At 65.9% G+C, this 20,853-nt stretch carries 17 protein-coding genes; 4 read left to right on the top strand and 13 right to left on the bottom strand.

Features of this window, described 5'->3' with window-relative positions; genetic code table 11:
• Window positions 1-48: 48 nt before the first annotated feature.
• The 7 genes from WS68_RS19490 to argS form a co-directional block, all read right to left on the bottom strand.
• On the bottom strand, window positions 49-1,545 hold the full coding sequence (locus WS68_RS19490) for an efflux transporter outer membrane subunit (RefSeq protein ID WP_059572311.1): 1,497 nt from the start codon (window positions 1,543-1,545) through the stop codon (window positions 49-51).
• Between the two features lie 14 nt (window positions 1,546-1,559).
• Complete coding sequence (locus WS68_RS19485) at window positions 1,560-3,074, bottom strand: DHA2 family efflux MFS transporter permease subunit (RefSeq protein WP_059572310.1); 1,515 nt, start codon at window positions 3,072-3,074, stop codon at window positions 1,560-1,562.
• 86 nt (window positions 3,075-3,160) lie between these two features.
• A complete protein-coding gene (locus WS68_RS19480; protein ID WP_231753065.1) occupies window positions 3,161-4,249 on the bottom strand; it encodes an HlyD family secretion protein in 1,089 nt (362 codons plus the stop codon).
• A 619-nt stretch (window positions 4,250-4,868) separates the two neighbouring features.
• The gene (locus WS68_RS19475) at window positions 4,869-5,645 is read right to left on the bottom strand and encodes an SDR family oxidoreductase (protein WP_059572309.1); all 777 of its coding nucleotides are present in this window, start codon (window positions 5,643-5,645) and stop codon (window positions 4,869-4,871) included.
• 33 nt (window positions 5,646-5,678) lie between these two features.
• Window positions 5,679-6,317, bottom strand: coding sequence for a thiol:disulfide interchange protein DsbA/DsbL (locus WS68_RS19470; RefSeq protein ID WP_059572308.1), 639 nt, complete (start codon window positions 6,315-6,317; stop codon window positions 5,679-5,681).
• A 45-nt stretch (window positions 6,318-6,362) separates the two neighbouring features.
• Window positions 6,363-7,220, bottom strand: a complete 858-nt coding sequence (locus WS68_RS19465) for an SPOR domain-containing protein (RefSeq protein WP_059572307.1) — start codon at window positions 7,218-7,220, stop codon at window positions 6,363-6,365.
• Between the two features lie 77 nt (window positions 7,221-7,297).
• Window positions 7,298-9,082, bottom strand: coding sequence for an arginine--tRNA ligase (gene argS / locus WS68_RS19460; RefSeq protein WP_059572306.1), 1,785 nt, complete (start codon window positions 9,080-9,082; stop codon window positions 7,298-7,300).
• A gap of 209 nt (window positions 9,083-9,291) precedes the next feature.
• On the opposite strand from argS, the gene WS68_RS19455 reads away from it, so the two are divergent.
• Window positions 9,292-9,615 (top strand): DUF1840 domain-containing protein, encoded by a 324-nt coding sequence (locus WS68_RS19455; protein ID WP_059572305.1) that lies wholly within the window; start codon window positions 9,292-9,294, stop codon window positions 9,613-9,615.
• A gap of 114 nt (window positions 9,616-9,729) precedes the next feature.
• Here the strand turns inward: WS68_RS19455 and metH are convergent, their stop codons facing one another.
• From metH to WS68_RS19430, 5 genes are all read right to left on the bottom strand, one after another.
• Window positions 9,730-12,447 carry a methionine synthase gene (gene metH / locus WS68_RS19450; protein WP_059572304.1) on the bottom strand — a complete coding sequence of 906 codons (2,718 nt, stop codon included), beginning with the start codon at window positions 12,445-12,447 and terminating at the stop codon, window positions 9,730-9,732.
• Window positions 12,448-12,510: 63 nt separating this feature from the next.
• Window positions 12,511-13,584, bottom strand: a complete 1,074-nt coding sequence (locus WS68_RS19445; RefSeq protein ID WP_059572303.1) for a homocysteine S-methyltransferase family protein — start codon at window positions 13,582-13,584, stop codon at window positions 12,511-12,513.
• Window positions 13,585-13,767: 183 nt separating this feature from the next.
• Window positions 13,768-14,025, bottom strand: a complete 258-nt coding sequence (locus tag WS68_RS19440; protein WP_059517592.1) for a BTH_I0359 family protein — start codon at window positions 14,023-14,025, stop codon at window positions 13,768-13,770.
• 226 nt (window positions 14,026-14,251) lie between these two features.
• A complete protein-coding gene (locus tag WS68_RS19435; protein ID WP_059572302.1) occupies window positions 14,252-15,535 on the bottom strand; it encodes a DUF3108 domain-containing protein in 1,284 nt (427 codons plus the stop codon).
• A 66-nt stretch (window positions 15,536-15,601) separates the two neighbouring features.
• Entirely contained in the window at window positions 15,602-16,450 is an 849-nt protein-coding gene (locus tag WS68_RS19430; RefSeq protein WP_059572301.1) for an IclR family transcriptional regulator, read from the bottom strand.
• A gap of 101 nt (window positions 16,451-16,551) precedes the next feature.
• On the opposite strand from WS68_RS19430, the gene WS68_RS19425 reads away from it, so the two are divergent.
• The 3 genes from WS68_RS19425 (at window position 16,552) to WS68_RS19410 (ending at window position 20,155) form a co-directional block, all read left to right on the top strand.
• Entirely contained in the window at window positions 16,552-17,544 is a 993-nt protein-coding gene (locus WS68_RS19425; RefSeq protein WP_059572300.1) for a fumarylacetoacetate hydrolase family protein, read from the top strand.
• A 441-nt stretch (window positions 17,545-17,985) separates the two neighbouring features.
• Window positions 17,986-18,816 carry a PhaM family polyhydroxyalkanoate granule multifunctional regulatory protein gene (locus WS68_RS19415; protein ID WP_059572520.1) on the top strand — a complete coding sequence of 277 codons (831 nt, stop codon included), beginning with the start codon at window positions 17,986-17,988 and terminating at the stop codon, window positions 18,814-18,816.
• Between the two features lie 37 nt (window positions 18,817-18,853).
• On the top strand, window positions 18,854-20,155 hold the full coding sequence (locus WS68_RS19410; RefSeq protein WP_059572298.1) for a patatin-like phospholipase family protein: 1,302 nt from the start codon (window positions 18,854-18,856) through the stop codon (window positions 20,153-20,155).
• Window positions 20,156-20,602: 447 nt separating this feature from the next.
• Here WS68_RS19410 and WS68_RS29050 read toward each other — a convergent pair.
• A partial coding sequence (locus WS68_RS29050) for a hypothetical protein (protein ID WP_231753077.1) occupies window positions 20,603-20,853 on the bottom strand: 251 nt, incomplete at its 5' end.

Below are 20,853 nucleotides of genomic sequence, written 5' to 3'. Positions count from 1 at the left end.
ATGAATCGATTATATGACGCCCATCATCGGTTTGCTCGATGCCGTTGCTCAGCGCGCGGATGCGACGGCGGGCGGTGCAGCGGCGCCGGGGGCTTCCCAGCCGCCGCCGAGCGCGCGGAACGTTGCAACGGCCGCGCGCGCCTGATCAGCTTGCAGGCGGGCAAGTTCCGCGCGCGCGGCGAGCAGTTGCTGGTCTTCGATCAGCACTTCGACGAGGCTCGCATCCCCTTGCGCATACGCTTCGCGCGCCGAGCGCTGTGCGGTGGATTCGGCTTCGACCTGATGCGCGACTTCGTTGCGCTGCGCATCGAGCTGCGCCCATGTCGTCACCGCGTTCTCGACATCCTCGGCCGCGCGCAAGACCGATTGGCGATATTGCGCAAGCGCTTCTGCATAGCGGCCCTTTGCGTGCGCGACCTCCGAATCCACGCGGCCGAAATCGAATAGTCGCCAGCGCAGCCCGGCGAGCGCGCCGGGCTGGAATGCTGCCGATTTGAAGAGCGGGCCGTTTAACGCCTCGAAGCCGAGAATGCCGGATAGCGAAACCGATGGGTAATACTCGGCGAGCGCCGCGCCGATGCCCGCATTCGTTGCTGCGACGCGGCGCTCGGCGGCGACCACGTCGGGCCGGCGGCGCAGCAGCGCGTCCGGGCGGATGTCGGAGGGCAGGCCGGGCACCGTGAAATCCGCGCCGGGCGCGGCCAACTCGGCGGCGGACGTGCCGGGCGCCGCGCCCATCAGGATGTCGAGCCGGTTGATCTGCTGCGCGTGCTCCGCGCGCAGCGGCGGCAAAAGCGCGCGGGTCTGCGCGAGCCGGGCGTTCGCCTCGGCCTGCTCGCGCTGCGTCGCCACGCCGTTGGCGACGCGCTCCCGCACGAGCGCCGTGAGGCGCGCATTCGCGTCGATTTGCGCGGATACGATCGCGATTCGCGCTTGCAAGCCGCGCAGACGGAAATACGCGTCGGCCGCATCCGCCGCGACCGATACGCGCGTGCCGGCGCGCAGCGCGTCGGCCGCGGCAGCTTCGGCGCTGGCGGCTTCGGCCTGCCGGCGCAGGCCGCCCGCGAGATCCAGCTCCCAACTCGCGCCGATGCCGAGCCGGGTATGCGTCTGACCGCGTTCATAGCCGGGCAGCGCGCTGCCGATTCGGCCGAGTGGCGCTTCGAGCGATTGGCGCTGACGAGCGGCCTCGCCTTGCAGTGTCAGTTGCGGTAGATACAGCGCACCTGCTTCCGCTGCGGCCGCGCGCGCTTGGGCGATGCGCGCGTCGGCGGCGGCGAGATCGAGATTTTGCGCCAGGACGCGATCGATAATGCGGGTCAGCATCGAATCGTTGAAGCCGAGCCACCACGTGTCGAGCGACGGCGCACGCGTGGACGGCGCGGCTTGCAGCGAGCGCAACGCGTCCTGGCTCGCATAGGCCGGCGGCAGTGCCGACGCGCTGGGCCGGTAGTCCGGCCCGGCGGTGCAGCCGGCCAGCAGCGCCGCACCGGCGAGCGGGGCGGCGAGCGCGGCAAGCGGTCGGGAACGGCGGATCGGGAGCATGAGCGGGGCCCTCGTCAATGTGCTTTGCCGGCCGGTTTGGGCGGCGGGGGCGGGGAGACTTTGCGCATCAGCGGCACGATAAGCGTCGCGAGCGTGAAGCCCACCATGATGATCGTGAGCACGTCGCCGTAGGCCATGGTCTGCGCTTCGCGGAATGCGACGTCGTGCAGCTCCTTGAGTGACGCGACCCCGGCCGCCTGCGGCGAGCCGAGCACGCCGGTCAGTCGAGTTTGCAGGCCGTGCAGCATCGATTGCATCGGTGCGTTGGCGGGTGTCAGATGCGTTGCGATGTCGTAGAAATGCTGGTTGGTCCGGTTGTTCAGCAGCGCGCTGACCACCGCGATGCCGACCGCGCCGCCGAGGTTGCGCATCATGTTGAAAAGGCCGCTCGCATATTTAAGCCGCTCGGGCTGCAGGCTGCCGAGCCCGAGCGTGACGGCCGGCGCGACCGCAAACACTTGCGGGAAGCCGCGCAGCAGTTGCGGCCAAAGCAACTGATCGCCTCCCCAGTCGTGCGTGATGAAGCGGAAATTCCACATCGACAGGCCGAACATCGCCATGCCGAACATCATCAGCCAGCGCAAATCCGTCTTGCGCGCGAGCATCACGTAGCACGGCACGCCTATCAGCGCGGCCAATCCGGTCGGGATCATCGCGATGCCGGTTTGCCATGCGCTGTAGCCGCGCACGTAGCCGAGGAAGAGCGGCGTCAGATAAATCGTCGAGAACGTGCCGACTCCGGTCATGAACGACAACAGGCAGCCGACCGTGAAATTCCGGTTGCCGAACGCGCGCAGGTCGACGACCGGGTTCGCATAGCTCAGCGAGCGCGCGATGAACAGCAGGCCCGCGCATGCGGAGATCATGGCGCAGCGCCGGATGGTCGCATCGTCGAACCAATTCCAGCGCGAACCTTCTTCGAGCACGTATTCGAGCGTGCCGAGAAAGAGCGCCATTAGCGCAATGCCGGGATAGTCGGCGTCGCGAAGCAGCGACCGGTCGGGACGGTCGATGTCGCCGCCGAGCGATACGCCAAGCGCGACGAGCAGACCCGGCACGAGGTTCACATAAAACAGCCAGCGCCAATTTGCCGTATCGGTGATCCAGCCGCCGACGACCGGACCGAGCGCCGGCGCCATCGAGCCGATCGTGCCGATCACCGCGGCGGCGAGCACGCGGCGCTTGCCTTCGAAGTAGTGGAACGACGACGTGAAGACCGTCGGAATCATCGATGCGCCCAGCACACCCTGCACCGCGCGGAACACGATCATGCTCTCGATATTCCATGCCAATCCGCATAGCATGCTGGCGAAGGTAAAGCCGAGCGCCGAGCCGACGAACAGCAGGCGCGTCGAGAAGACTCGCGTGAGCCAGCCCGACATCGGGATCACCGTGATTTCGGCGATCAGGTAGGCGGTCTGCACCCAGCCGATCTCGTCTTGCGCCGCGTTGAGGCCGCCGCCGATATCCTGCAGCGACGATGCGACGATTTGGATGTCGAGCAGCGCGATGAACATGCCGACGCACATCACGGCGAACGGCCAAGCGGGCGGGGGCGCGCCCGCTGCGGCAGGCGCGGGGGGCGCGTTTTGCGCGATCGCCTCCGAGGTGCTGCTCACCTGACGGCTCCGCGCGTATCGACCGTCACGGTGGCGGACAGTCCGGGCCGCAGGATGCCGAGCACGCCGTCCGCGCCGTCGAGCGCGATGCGTACCGGCACGCGCTGGACGATGCGCGTGAAATTGCCGGTGGCATTTTGCGGGGGAATCACGCTGAATACCGCGCCTGTCGCCGGAGCAAGGCGTTGCACGTGTCCTTGGAAGCACTTCGACGGCAGGACGTCCGCGCAGACCTTGGCCGGCTGGCCGGGTTTCATCGCAGTGAGCTGGTCTTCCTTGAAATTCGCGTCGATCCACAGGCCGCTCGACGCGACGACCGACATCAGTTGGGTGCCGGGTGTCACGTAGCTGCCGAGATGCGCGGCGCGGTTGCCGACATAGCCGTCGATCGGCGCACGTAGCTCGGTGTAGCCCAGATTGAGCTGCGCCGTGCGCCGCGCCGCGCCGGAACGTTGCTGCGACGCGTTGGCTTCGGCAATCTGTCCGTCGAGCACCGCGATCTGCTGACGGGCCGCGCGCAGCCGGGCATTGGCGGCGTCGAGCTGCGCCTTGGCTTGCTGTAACGCGGCGCTCGAGCGCTCCTCGCTTTGCCGCGTGCCGGCTTCGGTCACGGCGAGCCTGCGGTAGCGCGCCGCATCGGTTTGCGCGAAATTCAATGCGGCCTTTTTCTCGTCGACATCGGCGCTCGCCTGGTCGATCACTTGCTGCTGCAGCGCGCGCTGCGCGGCGAGCCGCTGGCGGGACGCGCCGATCTCCGCCTCGCTCGCCTTCGCCGCATCGAGTTCAGCCTCGTAGTCGCTCTGATGGAGCAACAGCAGCGGCTGGCCTGCACGCACGCGCTGATTGTCGTCGACGAGCAGATCCGACACGTAGCCCGCGACATGCGGCGAGATGACTGTGATGTTGCCGCCGACATATGCGTCGTCGGTGGTTTCGAGGTAGCGTCCCCGGCCCCACCAGTAGAGGCCATAGGCGATCAGCGCAATCAACAGTACGGCAATGGCGGGCACGACCAGCTTGGGTCTGCGTCGCGGAGGCTGGCCGCTGCCCAGGGGTGCCTGCACATCGGGACGATTTTCGCTCAAGTCTCGGTTCTCCTCGCGGGTCGTCATTCGGCGCGCAGACGACGCAATGCATCGCCTGAGCCGTTCGGTTTGCAACGTTGAAAAAACGGGCGATCGGCTGTCGCCGTCGGTGTCGGGCGAGTAGCGAACGATTCGACGAAACGGCCCGGGCGACGCGGCACGCTTTTTATTGCGTGACCGCGCCGCCGCCATGCCGTACTTCGCTCGGTGTGGCCCTTGGATATTTTTGAATGATGATCATCATATAATCGACGCGTGTCAAGTGATGAACCATTCTGTGCGTCGACTCACAGGGTTGACCGGTAGTGGAAGTACGATGTCGGTCGCACCGGATATCGCGGCGCGAGGGGAATGCCGCTGCGGATCGATGACCGGTGTGCGCGAAGGTGAATGCCGCATGCATGCTTGCTGCGCTGGGCGCGCGCCCTTGCGTGTGGCGCAGGCGCATAGAATCGCCCGGCGGCCGACGAGCCCGCGCCGCGAGCACTGCGTCGGCCATCGGCGTTGCGAGATGCCGCTCGCGATGAGAGCCGGCGCAAAGAGGAGGGGGAAATCCGGCGAACGATGAATAGCCGTGCGTGGCTCCATCCGCCCGAACGGAACCGGACGGGCCGCTTCGCTATTTCGTCGCGCGCGGTTTGCGCGGCGCCTTTTCGAAGAGGCGATCGTATAGCCAGCGCGGCAGCACGTGCAGCAGCTTCGCGACGACACCCATTTGCCACGGAATCACGCGAAACGACGCCTGACGCGCAATCGCCTTCACCGCCTGAGCGGCGAAGCGCTCGGCATCGAGTAAAAACGGCATCGGATAAGGATTGTGCTCGGTCATCGGCGTGCGGATGTAGCCGGGCGCGATCGTCACGACCGCCACCTGCGCGGCCCGCAGTTCGACCCGCAGCGCCTCGAGATACTTGATCGCGGCCGCCTTGGACGCGCTGTATGCGCCCGAGCCCGGCAGCCCGCGCACGCCGGCGACGCTGGCGATGCCGACGAGCGTGCCGTGCCGCGCAGCCGTCATCGGCGCGATAAACGGCTCGAATGTCGCGACCATCCCGTAGTAGTTGACATCCATGATCTCGCGAAACGCGTCGAGATCGCCTTCGCCGGTGATCGCGCCCTTGCTGATGCCGGCGTTCGCGATCACGACATCCGGGCAGCCATGCGCGGCGACAAAGCGTGCGGCGGCCTGCGCAAGCGCGCCGGCGTCACGCACGTCGGCGGGATAGATCGAAATCGATGACGACGGAAAGCGTTGCGCGAATTCGGCGAGGGCCTCGCCGCGCCGGGCGACGAGGCCGAGCGTCGCGCCCTGCCGCGCATATTCGGCGGCGAGCGCGAGCCCGAGGCCGCTCGATGCGCCGGTGATGAAGACCTTGACGGAGGGCGAAGCGGTCATGCCGGCGCTATCGATGATGGGCACGCACAAGCGTTACAGCTTCTTGCCCTGCACTTGCTTGACGAGGAAGTCGAGCACCTGCGCGGTGCCCTCGAGGCTGTTCGTATAAGCCGGCCCCGTCTTGTACTTGCCTTGGACGACGATCGTCGGCACTCCGTCGATGGCGTAGTTCTTCAGTTGCTCGGCAGCTTGTTTCGCTTGGCCTTGCACGCTGAACGAATTGTACGCGTCGAGGAACTTCTTCTTGTCGACGCCTTGGGTCGCGAGGAAGTCGGCTTGCGCTTGCGGCGTCAGCAGATAGTTTTTCTGCTTGTGGATCGCATCGAACACGGCGGGCGTGACCTTCTCCGAGATACCGAGCGCCGACAATGCATAGAACAGCTTCGTATGCGGAACGAAATCGTCACGGAACGCGACGGGCACGCGCTTGAACGCAATCTTGTCGCCTTCCTTCTTCACCCAGGCCTCGACCGTCGGTTCGAACTCGTAGCAGTGCGGGCAGCCGTACCAGAAGAACTCGATCACCTCGACCTTGCCGGCCGGCGCCGACACCGGCTGAGGCGACTTCATCACCTCGTAGTCCTTACCGGCCACCGGGGCGGCGGGCGACGCATGAGCCAGGCCCGCGACAAGGCTCAAGGACAGGAACAGCGTGTTGAGCAGTTTTTTCATGTTGATTATTCGATCAGTTGGGTGAGTAACGGCGCTGCAAGCGGTTTACTGTTTCGTAAAACGAATGACCGCAGTGTCGATACCCGCATCGGACAACCGCTGACGTGCCGAGTTCATCTCGTCGAATTTCGAGAACGGCCCGACTCGCACGCGATAGTAGGTCACGCCGTTGACGTCGCGTTTCGTCACTTTCGATTCGAAGCCTTGGAAGCCGAGGCGTGCGCGTTGCTGCTCGGCATCCGATTCGGTCTTGTACGCGCCGACTTGCAGCAGGTAACCGGTGTTCGCGTCGGCGGCAGGCGCAGCGGGCTTGGCCGCGGCGCTGGCCGGCGATGACGCGCTCTTCGGCGCTTGCGTCTGCGCGTTTTTTTGCGGCGTTTCGGCGCTGGACGTGCCGGTACCGGATGGGCGCGGCGGCGTGCCGTTATTGCTTGCGTTCGCCTGCGGTTTCTTCACCGGCGGCGTGGTGTCGGCAGGCTTCGGCGCAACGGCGACGCCGCTGTCCGAGTTGTCGTTATCCGACGTGTCGGAGGTATTCGACGTGTTCCTGCCATTGCTGCCCGGCACCTCGACGATCTGCGGCTCGGACAGCAGCGGCGGCTGGTTCGGGGCCGTTGCCTGGCCGGGCGCGGTGTTCGACGGAGCGGGCTGCGCGGCCTGCGGCGCGACCGGCTGGCCGGGCGTCTTGCCTTGCAGTGCGCGGTTCGGGTCGTATTGCTGGGGCTGGCTGGCGTTGTTGTCGGTGGGCGGTGCCACTTTCGACACGAATGGTGACGGTGCGCGGGTGATATACAGCGCGACCACCACCGCGATGGCCAGGCCGACGATCAGGCCCAGCACGATACCAAGAAATGTTCCTCCGGCTTGCTTCGATTGCTTCGACGTGCGGCGTGGTTTTGCCATTGCTTGAGTCACCTGCGAAAAGAATCGTGAATCAGCCGCGGCGCAGCGCGCCGCGGCGCTTGCCGACGGCTTCGGCGTTACATCTTGCTCGGTGCGGATACGCCGAGCATCGCGAGGCCGTTTTCGAGCACCTGACGCGTCGCCGCGAGGAGCGCGGCGCGCGCGTTGCGCGGCGCGGCTTCGTCGACGAGCACGCGCTCCGCATTGTAGAACGAGTGAAACTCGCCCGCGAGATCGCGCAGATAGAACGCAACGGCGTGTGGCGCCAGCTCGTTCGCCGCGTGCGTGAGCACATCGGGGTATTCGGCGAGCTTTTGCATCAGCGCCGTCGCCTGCTTGCTATCGAGCGGCGACAAGTCGGCGCTCGATAGCTGCGCGTCGGTCGCGCCGTAGCGCGACTTCCATTCGGCGAGCACCGAGCAGATCCGTGCGTGCGCGTACTGCACGTAGTAGACCGGATTTTCGTCGTTCTGTTTCAACGCAAGATCAATGTCGAACACGAACTCCGTGTCCGCCTTGCGCGAGATCAGGAAAAAGCGCACCGCGTCGCGGCCGCGCGTGATCGTCGCCTCGTCGATCTGCTCGGGCGACGCCTCGGAGCCGGGCGCCGCGCCGCCCGACCATTCGATCAGGTCGCGCACCGTCACGTAGCTGCCCGCGCGCTTTGAAATCTTCACTTCCTGACCGTCGCGCATCACGGTGACCATCTTGTGCAGCACGTAGTCGGGATAACCCTTGGGTATGCCGATATGCAGCCCCTGCAGGCCGGCGCGCACGCGCGCGATCGTGCCGTGATGGTCCGAGCCCTGGATGTTGATCACCTTGGTGTAGCCGCGTTCCCACTTCGTCACGTGGTAGGCGACGTCCGGCACGAAGTACGTGTAAGTGCCGTCCGACTTGCGCATCACGCGGTCCTTGTCGTCGCCGTCGTCGGTCGTGCGCAGCCACAGCGCGCCTTCCTGCTCGTAGGTCACGCCAGCCGCGACGAGCGCGTCGACCGTCTTCTCGACGCGGCCTTCCTTGTACAGCGACGATTCGAGATAGTACTGATCGAACTTGACGCCGAATGCCTTCAGATCCATGTCTTGCTCGCGGCGCAGATACGCGACCGCGAACTTGCGGATCGCCTCGAGATCCTCGGCGTCGCCCTTGCCGGTCACCGGCTCGCCGTCGCTTGCCGCGACCGTTTCGCCGTTCAAGTAGCCGCGCGCGATGTCGGCGATGTATTCGCCGTTGTACGCTGCCTCCGGCCAGCCCGCATCGCCTGGTTTCAGGCCGCGCGCGCGTGCTTGCGTCGATACCGCGAGGTTATGGATCTGCACGCCGGCGTCGTTGTAATAGAACTCGCGATGCACCGCGTAGCCTTGGCTCGCGAGCACGTTCGAGATCGCGTCGCCGAGCGCCGCCTGGCGGCCGTGGCCGACGTGCAGCGGGCCGGTCGGGTTGGCGGAGACGAATTCGACCAGCACGCGTTTGCCTTTTTCGCGCTCGCTCTTGCCGAACGCCGCGCCCTCGGCGAGCACGGCGCCGATCACCGCCTGCTTCGACGCGGCCGACAGGCGCAGATTGATGAAGCCGGGGCCGGCGATTTCCGCCGCCTCGACGAGGCCCGCCGCTTCCGGCTGGGCGGTCAGCGCGGCGACGATCTGCTCGGCGAGCTGGCGCGGATTCGCGGCCAGGGGCTTCGCGAGCTGCAGCGCGACGTTGCATGCGATGTCGCCGTGCGCGGCTGCCTTCGGGCGCTCGAGCGTGATCGCCGGCGTCACGAAGGCGGCGTCGGCCGCGCCTTTCGATGCGGCGACGACCTGCTTCACGCTGTTGTCGAGAAGAGTTTCGAGGATATGTTTTTGGGCAGGCAGCATGCTGGTCGAGGATGTCGTGGACGGCGGCCCACCTGTTGGGCCCGCCGGCGCGCTTGCACCGCGCGCGTTTCAGTTTCAAAGGGATCGCTGGATTTTAACAGGTGCTAATATGCCGCTCAGGTGCCGGGCGCTTCCGGGAGGTTCCGCAAGCGGGCGCGGCGTTCGGGCAATGACGCCGGCAGGCACGACAAGACGAAAAAGGGATAACCATGATTACGTTCAAAAGCAAGGCGGCCCAGGATCTGGACGTGCTGAAGGATTTCGCGGTTCTTGTGCTCGGCATCGTCGGCAAGCAGCTCGGCGAGCGCGGGGTGATCATGTCTGACGAACTCGACGACGCGATTGCGAAGCTCGAGAGTGCGGTCGACCAGGCCAAGCAGGCAAGCGCCGAGCATGCCGGCCACTTCCATGAGGATGACGCCGATTATCCGCACCACGAAGTTCCGCCGAGCCTCGCGCAGCGCGTCGCGCCGTTTCTCGCGATGCTTCGCGAAGCGAAGGCGCAGAACGTCGATGTTCATTGGGGCTTTTGAGCCTCGCAGGCGCTTGCCGCTGCCGTATGTCGCGCATGCGAGCGGCGGCCAAGCGTTGAGCCGGCCGGAAGGGCCGGCGCCTGCCGCGCCGCCGCTATGCGGCGGCTGTCCGGGTCAGAGCAGCGGCGCGAGCGCGCGTTTCGCGTCCGCAGTCGACAGAGACATCCGTCGCGCAAAATCCTCCACCTGATCGTCGCCGATCTTGCCGATCGTGAAGTACCGGCTATCCGGATGAGCGAGATAAAAGCCCGATACGCTCGCAGCCGGCAGCATCGCGAGCGATTCGGTGACGCTCATGCCGACTTCGTCGGCCCGAAGCGCTTCGAACATCGGCTGTTTCACCAAGTGGTCCGGGCACGCCGGGTAGCCGGGCGCGGGCCGGATGCCGACGTATTTTTCGGCGATCAGCGCGTCGTTGTCGAGCTGCTCTTCGCTCGCGTAACCCCACAGCTCGCGCCGCACGCGTGCATGCAGCGCTTCCACGAATGCTTCCGCGAAACGGTCGGCGAGCGCCTTTAGCATGATCGCGCTGTAATCGTCATGGTCGGCTAGGAATTGCTGTTCCTTCGCATCGACGCCGATGCCCGCCGTCACCGCAAACATCCCGATGTAGTCCGCAACGCCCGACTCCTTCGGCGCAATGAAGTCGGCGAGCGAGCGGTTCGGACGCATCACGCCGTCGACGACCGGGCGCACGCTCTGCTGGCGCAGGTTGTGCCACGTGAGCAGCACGTCGGAGCGCGATTCGTCGGTGTAGATCTCGATATCGTCGTCGTTGACGGTGTTGGCCGGCAGCAGCGCGATCACGCCGTTCGCGGTCAGCCAGCGGCCCTGAATCAGCCGCGCGAGCATCGATTTTGCGTCGGAGAACACGCGCCGCGCCGATTCGCCGACGATTTCGTCATTCAGGATCGCCGGGTACGGGCCCGCGAGATCCCAGGTCTGGAAGAACGGGCCCCAGTCGATGTAGTTCGCGAGTTCGTTCAAATCGTAATTCTTGAAGACGCGGCGGCCAATGAATTTCGGCTTGACCGGCTGGTAACCGGCCCAGTCGAACTTTGTCTTGTTCGCGCGCGCGTCGGCGAGCGTGACGAGCGGCTGTGTCTTCTTGTTCGCATGCTGTTCGCGGATGCGCTCGTAGTCGGCCTTCAACTCGTCGAGATACTTCGCCGCGCCCTCGTCGGACAGCAGGCTCGACGCAACCGATACCGAGCGCGATGCATCCGGCACGTAGACGACCGGGCCTTCGTAGTGCGGCGCGATCTTGACCGCCGTGTGCACGCGCGACGTGGTCGCGCCGCCGATCAGCAGCGGAATCTTCTTCACGCGGAAGTAATCGTCGCGCTGCATCTCGGAGGCGACGTAGGCCATTTCTTCCAGGCTCGGCGTGATGAGGCCCGACAGCCCGACGATGTCCGCGCCCTCGACCTTCGCCTTCGCGAGAATCTCGTTGCACGGGACCATCACGCCCATGTTCACGACCTCGAAGTTGTTGCACTGGAGCACGACCGATACGATGTTCTTGCCGATGTCGTGCACGTCGCCCTTCACGGTCGCGATCACGATCTTGCCCTTCGCGCGCACGTCGCCGCCCGCTTGCGCGAGCTGGCGCTTTTCTTCCTCGATGAACGGAATCAGATGCGCGACTGCCTGTTTCATCACGCGCGCCGATTTCACGACCTGCGGCAGGAACATCTTGCCCTGGCCGAACAGATCGCCGACGATGTTCATCCCATCCATCAGCGGGCCTTCGATCACGTTGATCGGCCGCCCGCCCGCGGCGGCAATCTTCGCGCGCGCCTCTTCGGTATCCTCGACGATGAACGTCGTGACGCCGTGCACGAGCGCGTGCGCAAGCCGCTGCTCGACCGGCTGGTTGCGCCACTCGAGGTTCTCTTCCTTTTTCGCCGCGCCGGTCTTGAACTTGTCGGCGATCTCGAGCAGCCGGTCGGTCGCGTCCGCTCGGCGGTTCAGGATCACGTCCTCGACGCGCTCGCGCAGCTCGGCATCGAGTTCCGCGTAGACGCCCAACTGACCCGCGTTGACGATCCCCATGTCCATGCCCGCCTGGATCGCGTGATAGAGGAACACGGTATGGATTGCTTCTCGCACTGGGTCGTTGCCGCGAAACGAGAACGACACGTTCGACACGCCGCCGCTTACCTTCGCATGCGGCAGATTCTGTTTGATCCAGCGGGTCGCCTCGATGAAGTCAACCGCGTAATTGTTGTGCTCGTCGATGCCGGTCGCGACCGCGAAGATGTTCGGATCGAACACGATATCCTCGGGCGGGAAGCCGACCTGGTTGACGAGCATGTCATACGAGCGCCGGCAGATCTCGATCTTGCGCGCGAGCGTGTCGGCCTGGCCATGCTCGTCGAATGCCATCACGACGGCCGCGGCGCCATAGCGGCGGATCAGCTTCGCGTGATGGACGAATTGCTCTTCGCCTTCTTTCAGCGAGATCGAGTTGACGATCGCCTTGCCCTGCACGCACTTGAGGCCGGCTTCGATCACGTCCCACTTCGACGAATCGATCATCAGCGGCACGCGCGCGATGTCCGGCTCCGATGCGATCAGATTCAGGAAGCGCACCATCGCCGCCTTCGAATCGAGCATCGCCTCGTCCATATTGATGTCGATCACCTGCGCGCCGTTCTCGACCTGCTGGCGCGCGACGGCGAGCGCGTCGTCGAACTGGCCGTTGAGGATCATCCGCGCGAATGCCTTCGAGCCGGTGACGTTGGTGCGTTCGCCGACGTTGATGAAGAGCGTGCCGGACGTGACGTTGAACGGCTCGAGGCCGCAGAGGCGCATCGTTTGATCGGTCATGGCGGTGCGAGGAGAACGGGTCAGGGGCGCCGCGCGGGCCGCGCGGCGGCGTCGGTTGCGTGGCTACGCAGCTTCGCTGTATTGGCTCGGCCAGCGGCGCGGTTTCACCTCGGCGAGCGCTTTGGCGATCGCCGCGATATGCTCGGGCGTGGTTCCGCAGCAGCCGCCTGCGACGTTCACGAGGCCCGCTTGCGCGAATTCCATCAGTAGTGCCGACGTGACATCGGGCGTTTCGTCGAAGCCGGTGTCGCTCATCGGGTTCGGCAGCCCGGCGTTCGGGTAACACGACACGTAGGTGTCGCAGAGCTTTGCCAGCTCGGCGATGTACGGGCGCATCAGCGCCGCGCCCAGCGCGCAGTTCAGGCCGAACGTGAGCGGCTTCGCGTGGCGCAGCGAATTCCAGAACGCCTCGACGGTCTGGCCGGAGAGAATGCGGCCCGATGCGTCGGTGACGGTGCCCGAGATCATGATCGGCAGCCGCTCGCCGGTGTCGTCGAACAATTGATCGAGCGCGAAGAGCGCCGCCTTCGCGTTCAGCGTGTCGAAGATCGTCTCGACGAGAAACAGGTCGACGCCGCCTGCGAGCAGCGCTTTTGCCTGCGCGTAATACGCGTCGCGCAGCTCGTCGAACGTAACGTTGCGCGCGCCGGGATCGTTGACGTCGGGCGAGATGCTCGCGGTCTTCGGCGTGGGGCCGATCGCGCCCGCGACGAAGCGCGGCTTGTCCGGCGTCGCATACTTCGCGGCAGCCTCGCGCGCGAGCACGGCCGATGCCGCGTTCATCTCGTCGACGAGGCTTTCCATGCCGTAGTCGGCCTGCGCGACGGCCGTTGCGCCGAACGTATTCGTCTCGACGATATCGGCCCCTGCGGCGAAATACTGGTCGTGGATCTCGCGGATGATCTGCGGCTGCGTGATCGACAGCAGCTCGTTATTGCCTTTTACGTCGCGCGGATAATCCTTGAAGCGCTCGCCGCGATACGCGGCTTCGTCGAGCTTGTAGCGCTGGATCATCGTGCCCATTGCGCCATCGAGGATCAGAATGCGCTTTGCAAGCAGTTGCGGCAACTCGGCGCCGCGCGTGTACGGCGCGGCGGCGAACGAGGCGGAAGACGCGGTCGGGATGGGCGCGGGCATGGCGGATTACCGAGGTCGGAAAGCTGCCATTGTAGCTGGTGCCGTCGCGATTCGTGAGTTGGCCATCCGGGTAAACGAAGCCCCCGTGCTACGTGCCGCACAGGGGCGAAAACGAAGTGCGCCGAAGCGCTGCGCGCCCGCCGTTGCTGCGCCGGGCTGGCCGGGCGCAGCAACGGCGTAAGGTCAGTGCAGAACCACGGGTTGTGTCATCAGGCTGTCGAATTGCCCGAGGAATTCGTCTACTTCGTCGAGCGTCGGCTCGGCCTGAATCAGCTGTTTCACATGTTCGCGAAAGCGCGCGGCGAGTTCGCCGTCGATGAAGATTTCGCGTTGCGCATTCTTGTCGACGATTTCGTATCCGCCGGCATTCATCGCATGATGGCCGTCCTGCGGCGGGAATTCGACGACGCAGTAATTGGGGCTGTTGTAGATCATTTGCATGGCGGCACTCCTCTTCGCAGTGGTTCGGCCTTTTGTCCAGTAATTGGGGAGGCGCGAGCCGGTTTCAAGGGGTTGGCGCTGCACGCCCGCTTTCAGGGGGGGCGTTGTTGTTTATCGGTTTATCGGTTAGAAGCCGATGTCTCTAAAACGTTTCTGATTTTCTACTGGTGGACGAAAATTGCTGTCAAAGATTGTCAAGGTTGGCGGATCGGAGACTTAAGAATTGTTAAGACGGGTCGGTGGCGCTGGCGGCCGCTGGTGCAACCGGTGTGGTGTCGGTCGAATTTACCGATTTCGCCGCGTTTGCATTGGTGTTCGTGTTCGGCGGCGGCGGCGATGCGGGTGCGGACGGCTCGTTCGTGTTCGTCGATTCGCTCGCGTGGCTCGTTCCGCTGTGCCAGAGGAGTTCGATTTGCGAGCCGTTTGGCTCGGTCTGCACCATTCGCGCGGGCAGCCAGCCCAGCGACGGCGCGAGCCAGATGTCGATGCGGCGCGTATCTCCGGCGTGGCGCGGCAGCCGCATGAAATGGCGCGCGGCGAGCATGCCCGCGTTCGTCGAGATTGTTTCGTCGCCGATCGTCGTGATCGGCCAGGTCTCGCCGCTGTTGCGATCGACCACGAAGAACTCGCGCGTGACGCCAGGACGATATGCGCCGGGATCGCCGCGCACGAGGCCGGCGAGTTCCATGAGCAAGCTGAAGCGGTCCTGGGCGCCATCGGGCAGCGCGACTGAATTCGGCGTGCTCGTGAAGACGATCTGCTTGGTGTCGCGGTTGAAGATCGCGAAATCGGACGGGCGGCGCCCGCGCGTCTCGACATAGCGCTCGGGCGCGATGCCGAATGCGTCGATGCGGCCACGGCTCTCGTAGGTGTACGGGCCGACGAACGGCAGTGGCATCGACACGAATAGCGAATACGTGCTGCCGTCGGTTTGCCAGTGAATCGTGCCGCCCATGTTCTGCATGCCGTTATAGAACGTGTCGTAGCGCAGCTCGCCCGACGGCGGCGGCGAGAATTTCACGCCCTTTGACGCCGCGCCACGCGCCGCACCCGCGCCCGGCGCGCTCGCGGCATCCGGTGTGCCGCCTGCGCTTGCCGGGCTCGGCTGCGCCGCGCCGGCCGTCTGCGGGGCGGGCGCGGCGTGCCGTGCTTTGGACGAAGCGGCGAGCGAAGTTAGTACGGGTTCCGAACGATGTGGCGCGGCGGCGCGCGCCGCCGGCTTTGGCGCGGCGCGCGCCGCCGCGGGGGCGGCTTTGGGCGGCTCGGGCTCGCGCTCGATCTGCTGCGGTTTGAGCAATTCGATTTGAACCGGCACGTCCGCGGGCGCGGGCGGCTTGAACGGTTCGCGCAAGCGCACGAGCCATTGCGCCGCAAGCCAGTGCAGTGCAAGCACCAGCGCGAACACCAGCACGGCGCGGTGCGCACGGCGCCGCGCATCACGCGGGTTCGGCGAACCGGATGGTGGATCGGGCGGCAGCTCGGGCGCGAGATCGGACGGCGAAGGCGGCATCAAAAACGGGCAAATGGTTCGAACGACGAAGAAAACGCATGCGCGGCCCGGGCGCGGCGGCGTGCGTCATGGGCTGCGCGCTTCGTCACTATACCCAAGCTCGTAAGACAACTGCTGTGCGCACGCGCGCAGCGCGGCGTCGATTTCGCCGCCCCAGCTCAGATCGAACGCGCCTTCGTGGCCGAGTGCAACGATTGCCAGCGCCAGCTCGCCGAGCGAATCGAACACGGGCATCCCGAACGCGTTGATCGTCGGCAGCAGCATGCCTTCGACGCGCGCGGCGCGGTGCGCGCGCACGTCCGCGAGCACCGCCTCGACTTCGGCGAGCGTGCGCGGGCCGGCGTAATGCGCGGCGCGGTGGGTATCGGCGAGTTCGCGCTCGATCATCGCGGCCGTTTTGCTGCGCGGCAGATAAGCCGCGAACACGAGGCCCGTTGCGGAGCCGAGCAGCGGCATCACGTCGCCGAGTTTCAGCGACGCCTTGGCCGGATGGCTCGATTCCATCCAATGAACGATCGTCGGCCCCTGGTTGCCCCACACCGCGATGCCGACTGTCTGATCGAGCCGGTCGCGCAGCGCGGTGAGCGCGATGCGCGCGAGTTTCACACCGTCGACGCGCGCCAGCCGCGCAAGCCCCATTTGCAGCGCGAAACCGCCGAGCTCGTAGCGCCCGGACACCGGATCTTGCGACACGACCCCGAGCCGCAGAAAACTCACGAGATAGCGGTGCGCCTTGGCCGGGCTCATCTGCGCGCGCTGCGCGAGGTCGCGCAGCATCATCGCGCGAGGCTCGTGCGTCAGCACGTCGAGCAGGCGAAAGCCGACTTCGATCGATTGGATGCCCGAACGGTTTTTCTCTTCGGCGGTATCGTCGGTGAGATCGTCGTCGGGAAGGGCGGAGGCGGATTGGTTCACGGTGATGCGGGAAGAATGGAAGGAGCACGCCGCGCGCTCGCGCGTGGTTCTACCATCGTAAAATAGATTTCTTCCATCGTCACTACACGGCTCTTTGCTCTATGAAACTCGCTTCGCTCAAGGACGGCACGCGCGACGGCCAGCTCATCGTCGTATCCCGCGATCTGCAGACAGCGGCGATTGCCGATGCAATCGCGCCGACGCTGCAGCGCGTGCTCGACGACTGGGCGTTCTACGCGCCGCAGTTGCGCGAGCTGTCCGACACGCTGAACCAAGGCCGCGCGCGCAATACGTTCGCGTTCGAGCCCGAGCATTGCATGGCGCCGCTGCCGCGTGCGTTCCAGTGGGCCGACGGCTCGGCCTATTTGAACCATGTCGAGCTGGTGCGCCGCGCGCGCGGCGCCGAGATGCCGCCGGAATTCCACGCGGACCCGTTGATGTATCAGGGCGGCAGCGACGATTTTCTCGGGCCGCGCGACGACATCGTCTGCGCGTCGCAAGAGTGGGGGATCGATTTCGAGGCGGAAGTCGCCGTGATCACGGGCGACGTGCCGATGGGCGCGACGCCCGACGAAGCGCTCAAGGCCGTGCGCCTCGTCGCGCTTGTCAACGACGTGTCGTTGCGCCATCTGATCGCGGCCGAGCTTGCGAAGGGCTTCGGTTTTTTCCAGAGCAAGCCGGCGAGCGCGTTCTCGCCGGTCGCCGTGACGCCGGATGAGCTTGGCGAGCATTGGCGCGACGGCCGTGTGCATCGTCCGATGATCGTTCATTGGAATGGCAGGAAGGTCGGCCAGCCGGACGCGGGCGCGGACATGGCGTTTCATTTCGGCCAGCTGATCGCGCACGCGGCGAAGACGCGCAACGTGCGCGCGGGCTCGATCGTCGGCTCGGGCACCGTATCGAACCGGGACGCGAAGCGCGGCTACTGCTGCATCGCCGAGAAGCGCTGTCTCGAGACGATCGAGCACGGCGTGCCGAGCACGGAATTCATGCGCTACGGCGACAAGGTGAAGATCGAGATGTTCGACGATGCGGGTAAATCGATCTTTGGCGCGATCGAGCAGTCGGTTGCGCCGCCGGACGGCGCGGCTTGATGTGGGGCGCGGCGAGGCGGCCTGGTGTGGCGCGGCTAGCCGGCACGATTAGTCGGCACGATGCGGCGCGGTTGGTTCGATGCAGGCGTTGCCTGATACGCGGGTGCCGTTTCGTGCGTGCGCGGCGTGCGCATTCGCGCCCGATGCGGCACGGTTGGGCGGCGGCGTGCTCCGATGAGTCGACGCGCGCCGGTACGAATAGGGTGCGATTGCGCGAAATGTGCCGCTGCCGGATTCGAAGCGGCGCGGCGCGCCATCGACGCAGGCATCGCGCCGGTGGCAACGCGGCCTGCATGAGCCCGCGGCAACCCGCATGAACCGGCGCAGCCCGCGCGCATGCGCGCCGGGTTTGGCCCGATGCCCGCCCGCGCGGGCTTCGTTAAACTGGACTGGGCGCGGCCGTTTTCCGCGAGCCGCGTCATTCGCTTCCGAGGATCGATGATGACCGATACCACCGGCTCCAATCCGTTTTCCGGCTTCGGCGGCTTTCAGCCCGCCGGGTTCGTCGACAAAATGTGGGACATGATGCGTCTTGCGCCATTCGGCGGAATCGGCGCGTTTCCCGGCGCGCCGCAGGGCATGCCGCCGTCGCTGTCGGCAATGTCGGATCTGATGGCCCCGCTTGCGAGCGTCGACGAACTCGACAAGCGGATTACCGATCTGCGCGCGGTCGAGCAATGGCTGAAACTCAACCTTGGGATGTTGCAATCGGCGATCCAGGCGCTCGAGGTGCAGCGTGCGACGCTCGCGACGCTGCGTGCGTTCGGCGCGTTCGCGCAGACGTCGATGAGCGCGGCGGAGGCCGCGCTGTCGCCGGACAAGCACGCGAGCCGGGAATCGCCGGCAGCGGAATCGCCGAAGGCGTCGACGTCGATTTGGCGCGACACCGGCACGAGCGCGCAGGCGGACTCGAGTGCCGCCCGCGGTGCATCGGCAGCCGATGCGCCGGCCGATACACCCGCCGGCGCGAGCGCTTCCGACGATGCGGCGAAGCCGCCGCCGGGCGCCGAGGCGTTCGATCCGGCCGGCTGGTGGAATCTGTTGCAGTCGCAGTTCGACCAGCTCGCACGTTTTGCGATGAGCCAGCCCGGCTTCGCGCCGCCTGCCGGCGCGCCCGGCTCGCAGAGCGCAGCCGAAAAGCCGGCCGCCGCGCGGAAGAAGCCGGTGACGCGCCGCGCGGCTGCGCCGCGCGCGCCGGCCGCGCAGCAGACGGATTCGTCTGCTCGCGCGAAGCCCGCGGCCGCGAAGAAGGCGGCCAAGCGCGGCGCTTGACCCGTGCAATGCCGTCGGCGATACATGAAGGCCTGCGATGCGGCTCGCACTTGTGCTGATGGGCGGTGGCGCGCGGGCTGCCTATCAAGTCGGCGTGGTGAAAGCGCTCGCCGAGATCGCATTCGACATCGATCCTAAGCGGCGTGCGTCGCCGTTTGCCGTGATCTGCGGCTCGTCGGCGGGGGCGATCAACGCGACGTCGCTCGCGAGTCATGCCGACGATTTCGCGCATGGCGCGCGCCGCCTGCTCGCATTTTGGGAACATCTGCGCGCGTCGCAGGTTTATCGGACCGATTGGCTTGGCATCGTGGCGGCGGGCGCGCGCTGGCTCACCGCGATGAGCGTCGGCTGGGCCGCACACCGCTCGCCGCGCGGTCTGCTCGACAATGCGCCGCTTGCGCATCTGTTGCGTCGCGAACTCGATTTCCGCCGCATCGAGCTTATGCTCGAGACGCGCAAGCTGCATGCGCTTTCGGTGACGGCGTTGAGCTATACGAGCGGCCGGCATTTGACGTTCTATCAAGCGAGCGAGCCGATTCATGCGTGGCGGCGCGCGCAGCGCACCGCGCGGTTGGTCGACTTGTCGGCCGAGCACTTGCTCGCGTCGTCGGCGATTCCGTTTGTGTTTCCCGCAGTGCCGCTGATGCTCGACGGCGGGATCGAATATTTCGGCGACGGCACGATCCGGCAAATCGCGCCGTTGTCGCCGGCGATTCATTTCGGCAGCGACAGGATCGTGGTGATCGGCGCGGCGGATTCACGGCCGGAGGTGCCTGCCGCGAACGGCGACGCCCGCGGCTATCCGTCGCTCGCGCAGATCGGCCAGCAAGTGCTCGCGAGCGTCTTCCTCGATTCGATCGGCGCCGATATCGAACGCATCGAGCACGTGAACCAGATGATCGAGCATCTGCCGCATTGCGTCGAACCGGCGAGCGGCTGGCGGCATGTCGACGTGCTTGCGATCGCGCCGTCCGAGCGCATCGAGCTTATCGCAGCGAACCATCTGAAGCGGCTGCCGCTCGCGGTGCGCGGGCTGCTGGGCGCGGTGGGCGGCAATAAGCCGGCGGGCGCGTCGTTTGCAAGCTATTTGCTGTTCGAGGCCGAGTTCACGCGGGAGCTTGTCGAATTGGGTTACCGCGATGCGAATGCGCAGCGCGAGCGGCTCGCGCAGTGGATCGCGGCGGCAGACCGGGGCAGCGGCCCGGATATGGAGCGCGCGCAGGGCGTGGCGGACGCGAGTGCAGGAATGGGCGCGGCAAATGCGGCGGGAGTTCAGGATGTGGCAGGTGCGGCGAATGCGGCAGATGTGACGATAACCGGCAAGACCCGCAAGCCATAAGGCGGCGACCATCGGGCAAGAAAGACGGACATCAGCGTGACAGGCGGATCGCGGCGGCGTGACGCCTGGCCACCGATGATCGAGCGTGCGTCCGGTGCAAGTCTGTTGAAGCGCATTCCGGTTTTATCTCAAAATTATCGAGGCGTGGCTGTTTTGCTGCGCAGACGCGATCCGGCGAAGGGTTGTGTTTTCGCGACACCGTCCCCTGCTTTCGACGCGACGCTTTGCCGCATGGCCGCGCCCGGCCGCCTGCCAGGGTCGCGGAACGGTCACAGTCGCGTGCTATCATGGCCGCCGCCGAATACATCACATATCGGGCCCGTTCGCGGCGCAGCGGTTCACGCTGGCTGCACGAGACCCGGCAACGAGGCCGGCGTGACGCCGGACTCTTTCAGGCACCGCAGCGCGGCTTTCGATTGCTGGTCGGTCGGCAGCGCCGCGTGCGGCTTACCCCACGATGGAGCGCGATCGCCCGGCGTCCGGCGCAAAACCTGCGTCCGGGCCGGGATTAGCGCGTAAAATAATCAGTTGGTTGCGAAACACTGCCGATCTGGGCGGTTTGGCGTAACAATCTCGTTTAGGTGTCGCATTGCGCAGAACAGGGGTGGGATCATGAACACCATGCTTTATCCGGAACTTTACAAGTCGCTCGAAGCGGTCCGCTGGGACATGGAGAAGGACATTCCGTGGGATCAGTT

The sequence above is a fragment of the Burkholderia sp. TSV86 genome (genome assembly GCF_001522865.1).
Classification (GTDB): Bacteria; Pseudomonadota; Gammaproteobacteria; order Burkholderiales; family Burkholderiaceae; genus Burkholderia.
Note: the sequence above shows the minus strand (reverse complement) of the source record. Positions and strands in the feature narration are given on the sequence as shown.

Excerpts from the sequence above, each read along its gene's own strand:
- WS68_RS19485 (WP_059572310.1), bottom strand. The coding sequence starts at position 3,074 with ATGTGCGTCGGCATGTTCATCGCGCTGCTCGACATCCAAATCGTCGCA.
- WS68_RS19470 (WP_059572308.1), bottom strand. The coding sequence starts at position 6,317 with ATGAAAAAACTGCTCAACACGCTGTTCCTGTCCTTGAGCCTTGTCGCG.
- metH (WP_059572304.1), bottom strand. The coding sequence starts at position 12,447 with ATGACCGATCAAACGATGCGCCTCTGCGGCCTCGAGCCGTTCAACGTC.
- WS68_RS19410 (WP_059572298.1), top strand. The coding sequence starts at position 18,854 with ATGCGGCTCGCACTTGTGCTGATGGGCGGTGGCGCGCGGGCTGCCTAT.
- WS68_RS19490 (WP_059572311.1), bottom strand. The coding sequence starts at position 1,545 with ATGCTCCCGATCCGCCGTTCCCGACCGCTTGCCGCGCTCGCCGCCCCG.
- WS68_RS19425 (WP_059572300.1), top strand. The coding sequence starts at position 16,552 with ATGAAACTCGCTTCGCTCAAGGACGGCACGCGCGACGGCCAGCTCATC.
- WS68_RS19435 (WP_059572302.1), bottom strand. The coding sequence starts at position 15,535 with ATGCCGCCTTCGCCGTCCGATCTCGCGCCCGAGCTGCCGCCCGATCCA.
- argS (WP_059572306.1), bottom strand. The coding sequence starts at position 9,082 with ATGCTGCCTGCCCAAAAACATATCCTCGAAACTCTTCTCGACAACAGC.
- WS68_RS19465 (WP_059572307.1), bottom strand. The coding sequence starts at position 7,220 with ATGGCAAAACCACGCCGCACGTCGAAGCAATCGAAGCAAGCCGGAGGA.
- WS68_RS19475 (WP_059572309.1), bottom strand. The coding sequence starts at position 5,645 with ATGACCGCTTCGCCCTCCGTCAAGGTCTTCATCACCGGCGCATCGAGC.
- WS68_RS19415 (WP_059572520.1), top strand. The coding sequence starts at position 17,986 with ATGACCGATACCACCGGCTCCAATCCGTTTTCCGGCTTCGGCGGCTTT.
- WS68_RS19445 (WP_059572303.1), bottom strand. The coding sequence starts at position 13,584 with ATGCCCGCGCCCATCCCGACCGCGTCTTCCGCCTCGTTCGCCGCCGCG.
- WS68_RS19440 (WP_059517592.1), bottom strand. The coding sequence starts at position 14,025 with ATGCAAATGATCTACAACAGCCCCAATTACTGCGTCGTCGAATTCCCG.
- WS68_RS19455 (WP_059572305.1), top strand. The coding sequence starts at position 9,292 with ATGATTACGTTCAAAAGCAAGGCGGCCCAGGATCTGGACGTGCTGAAG.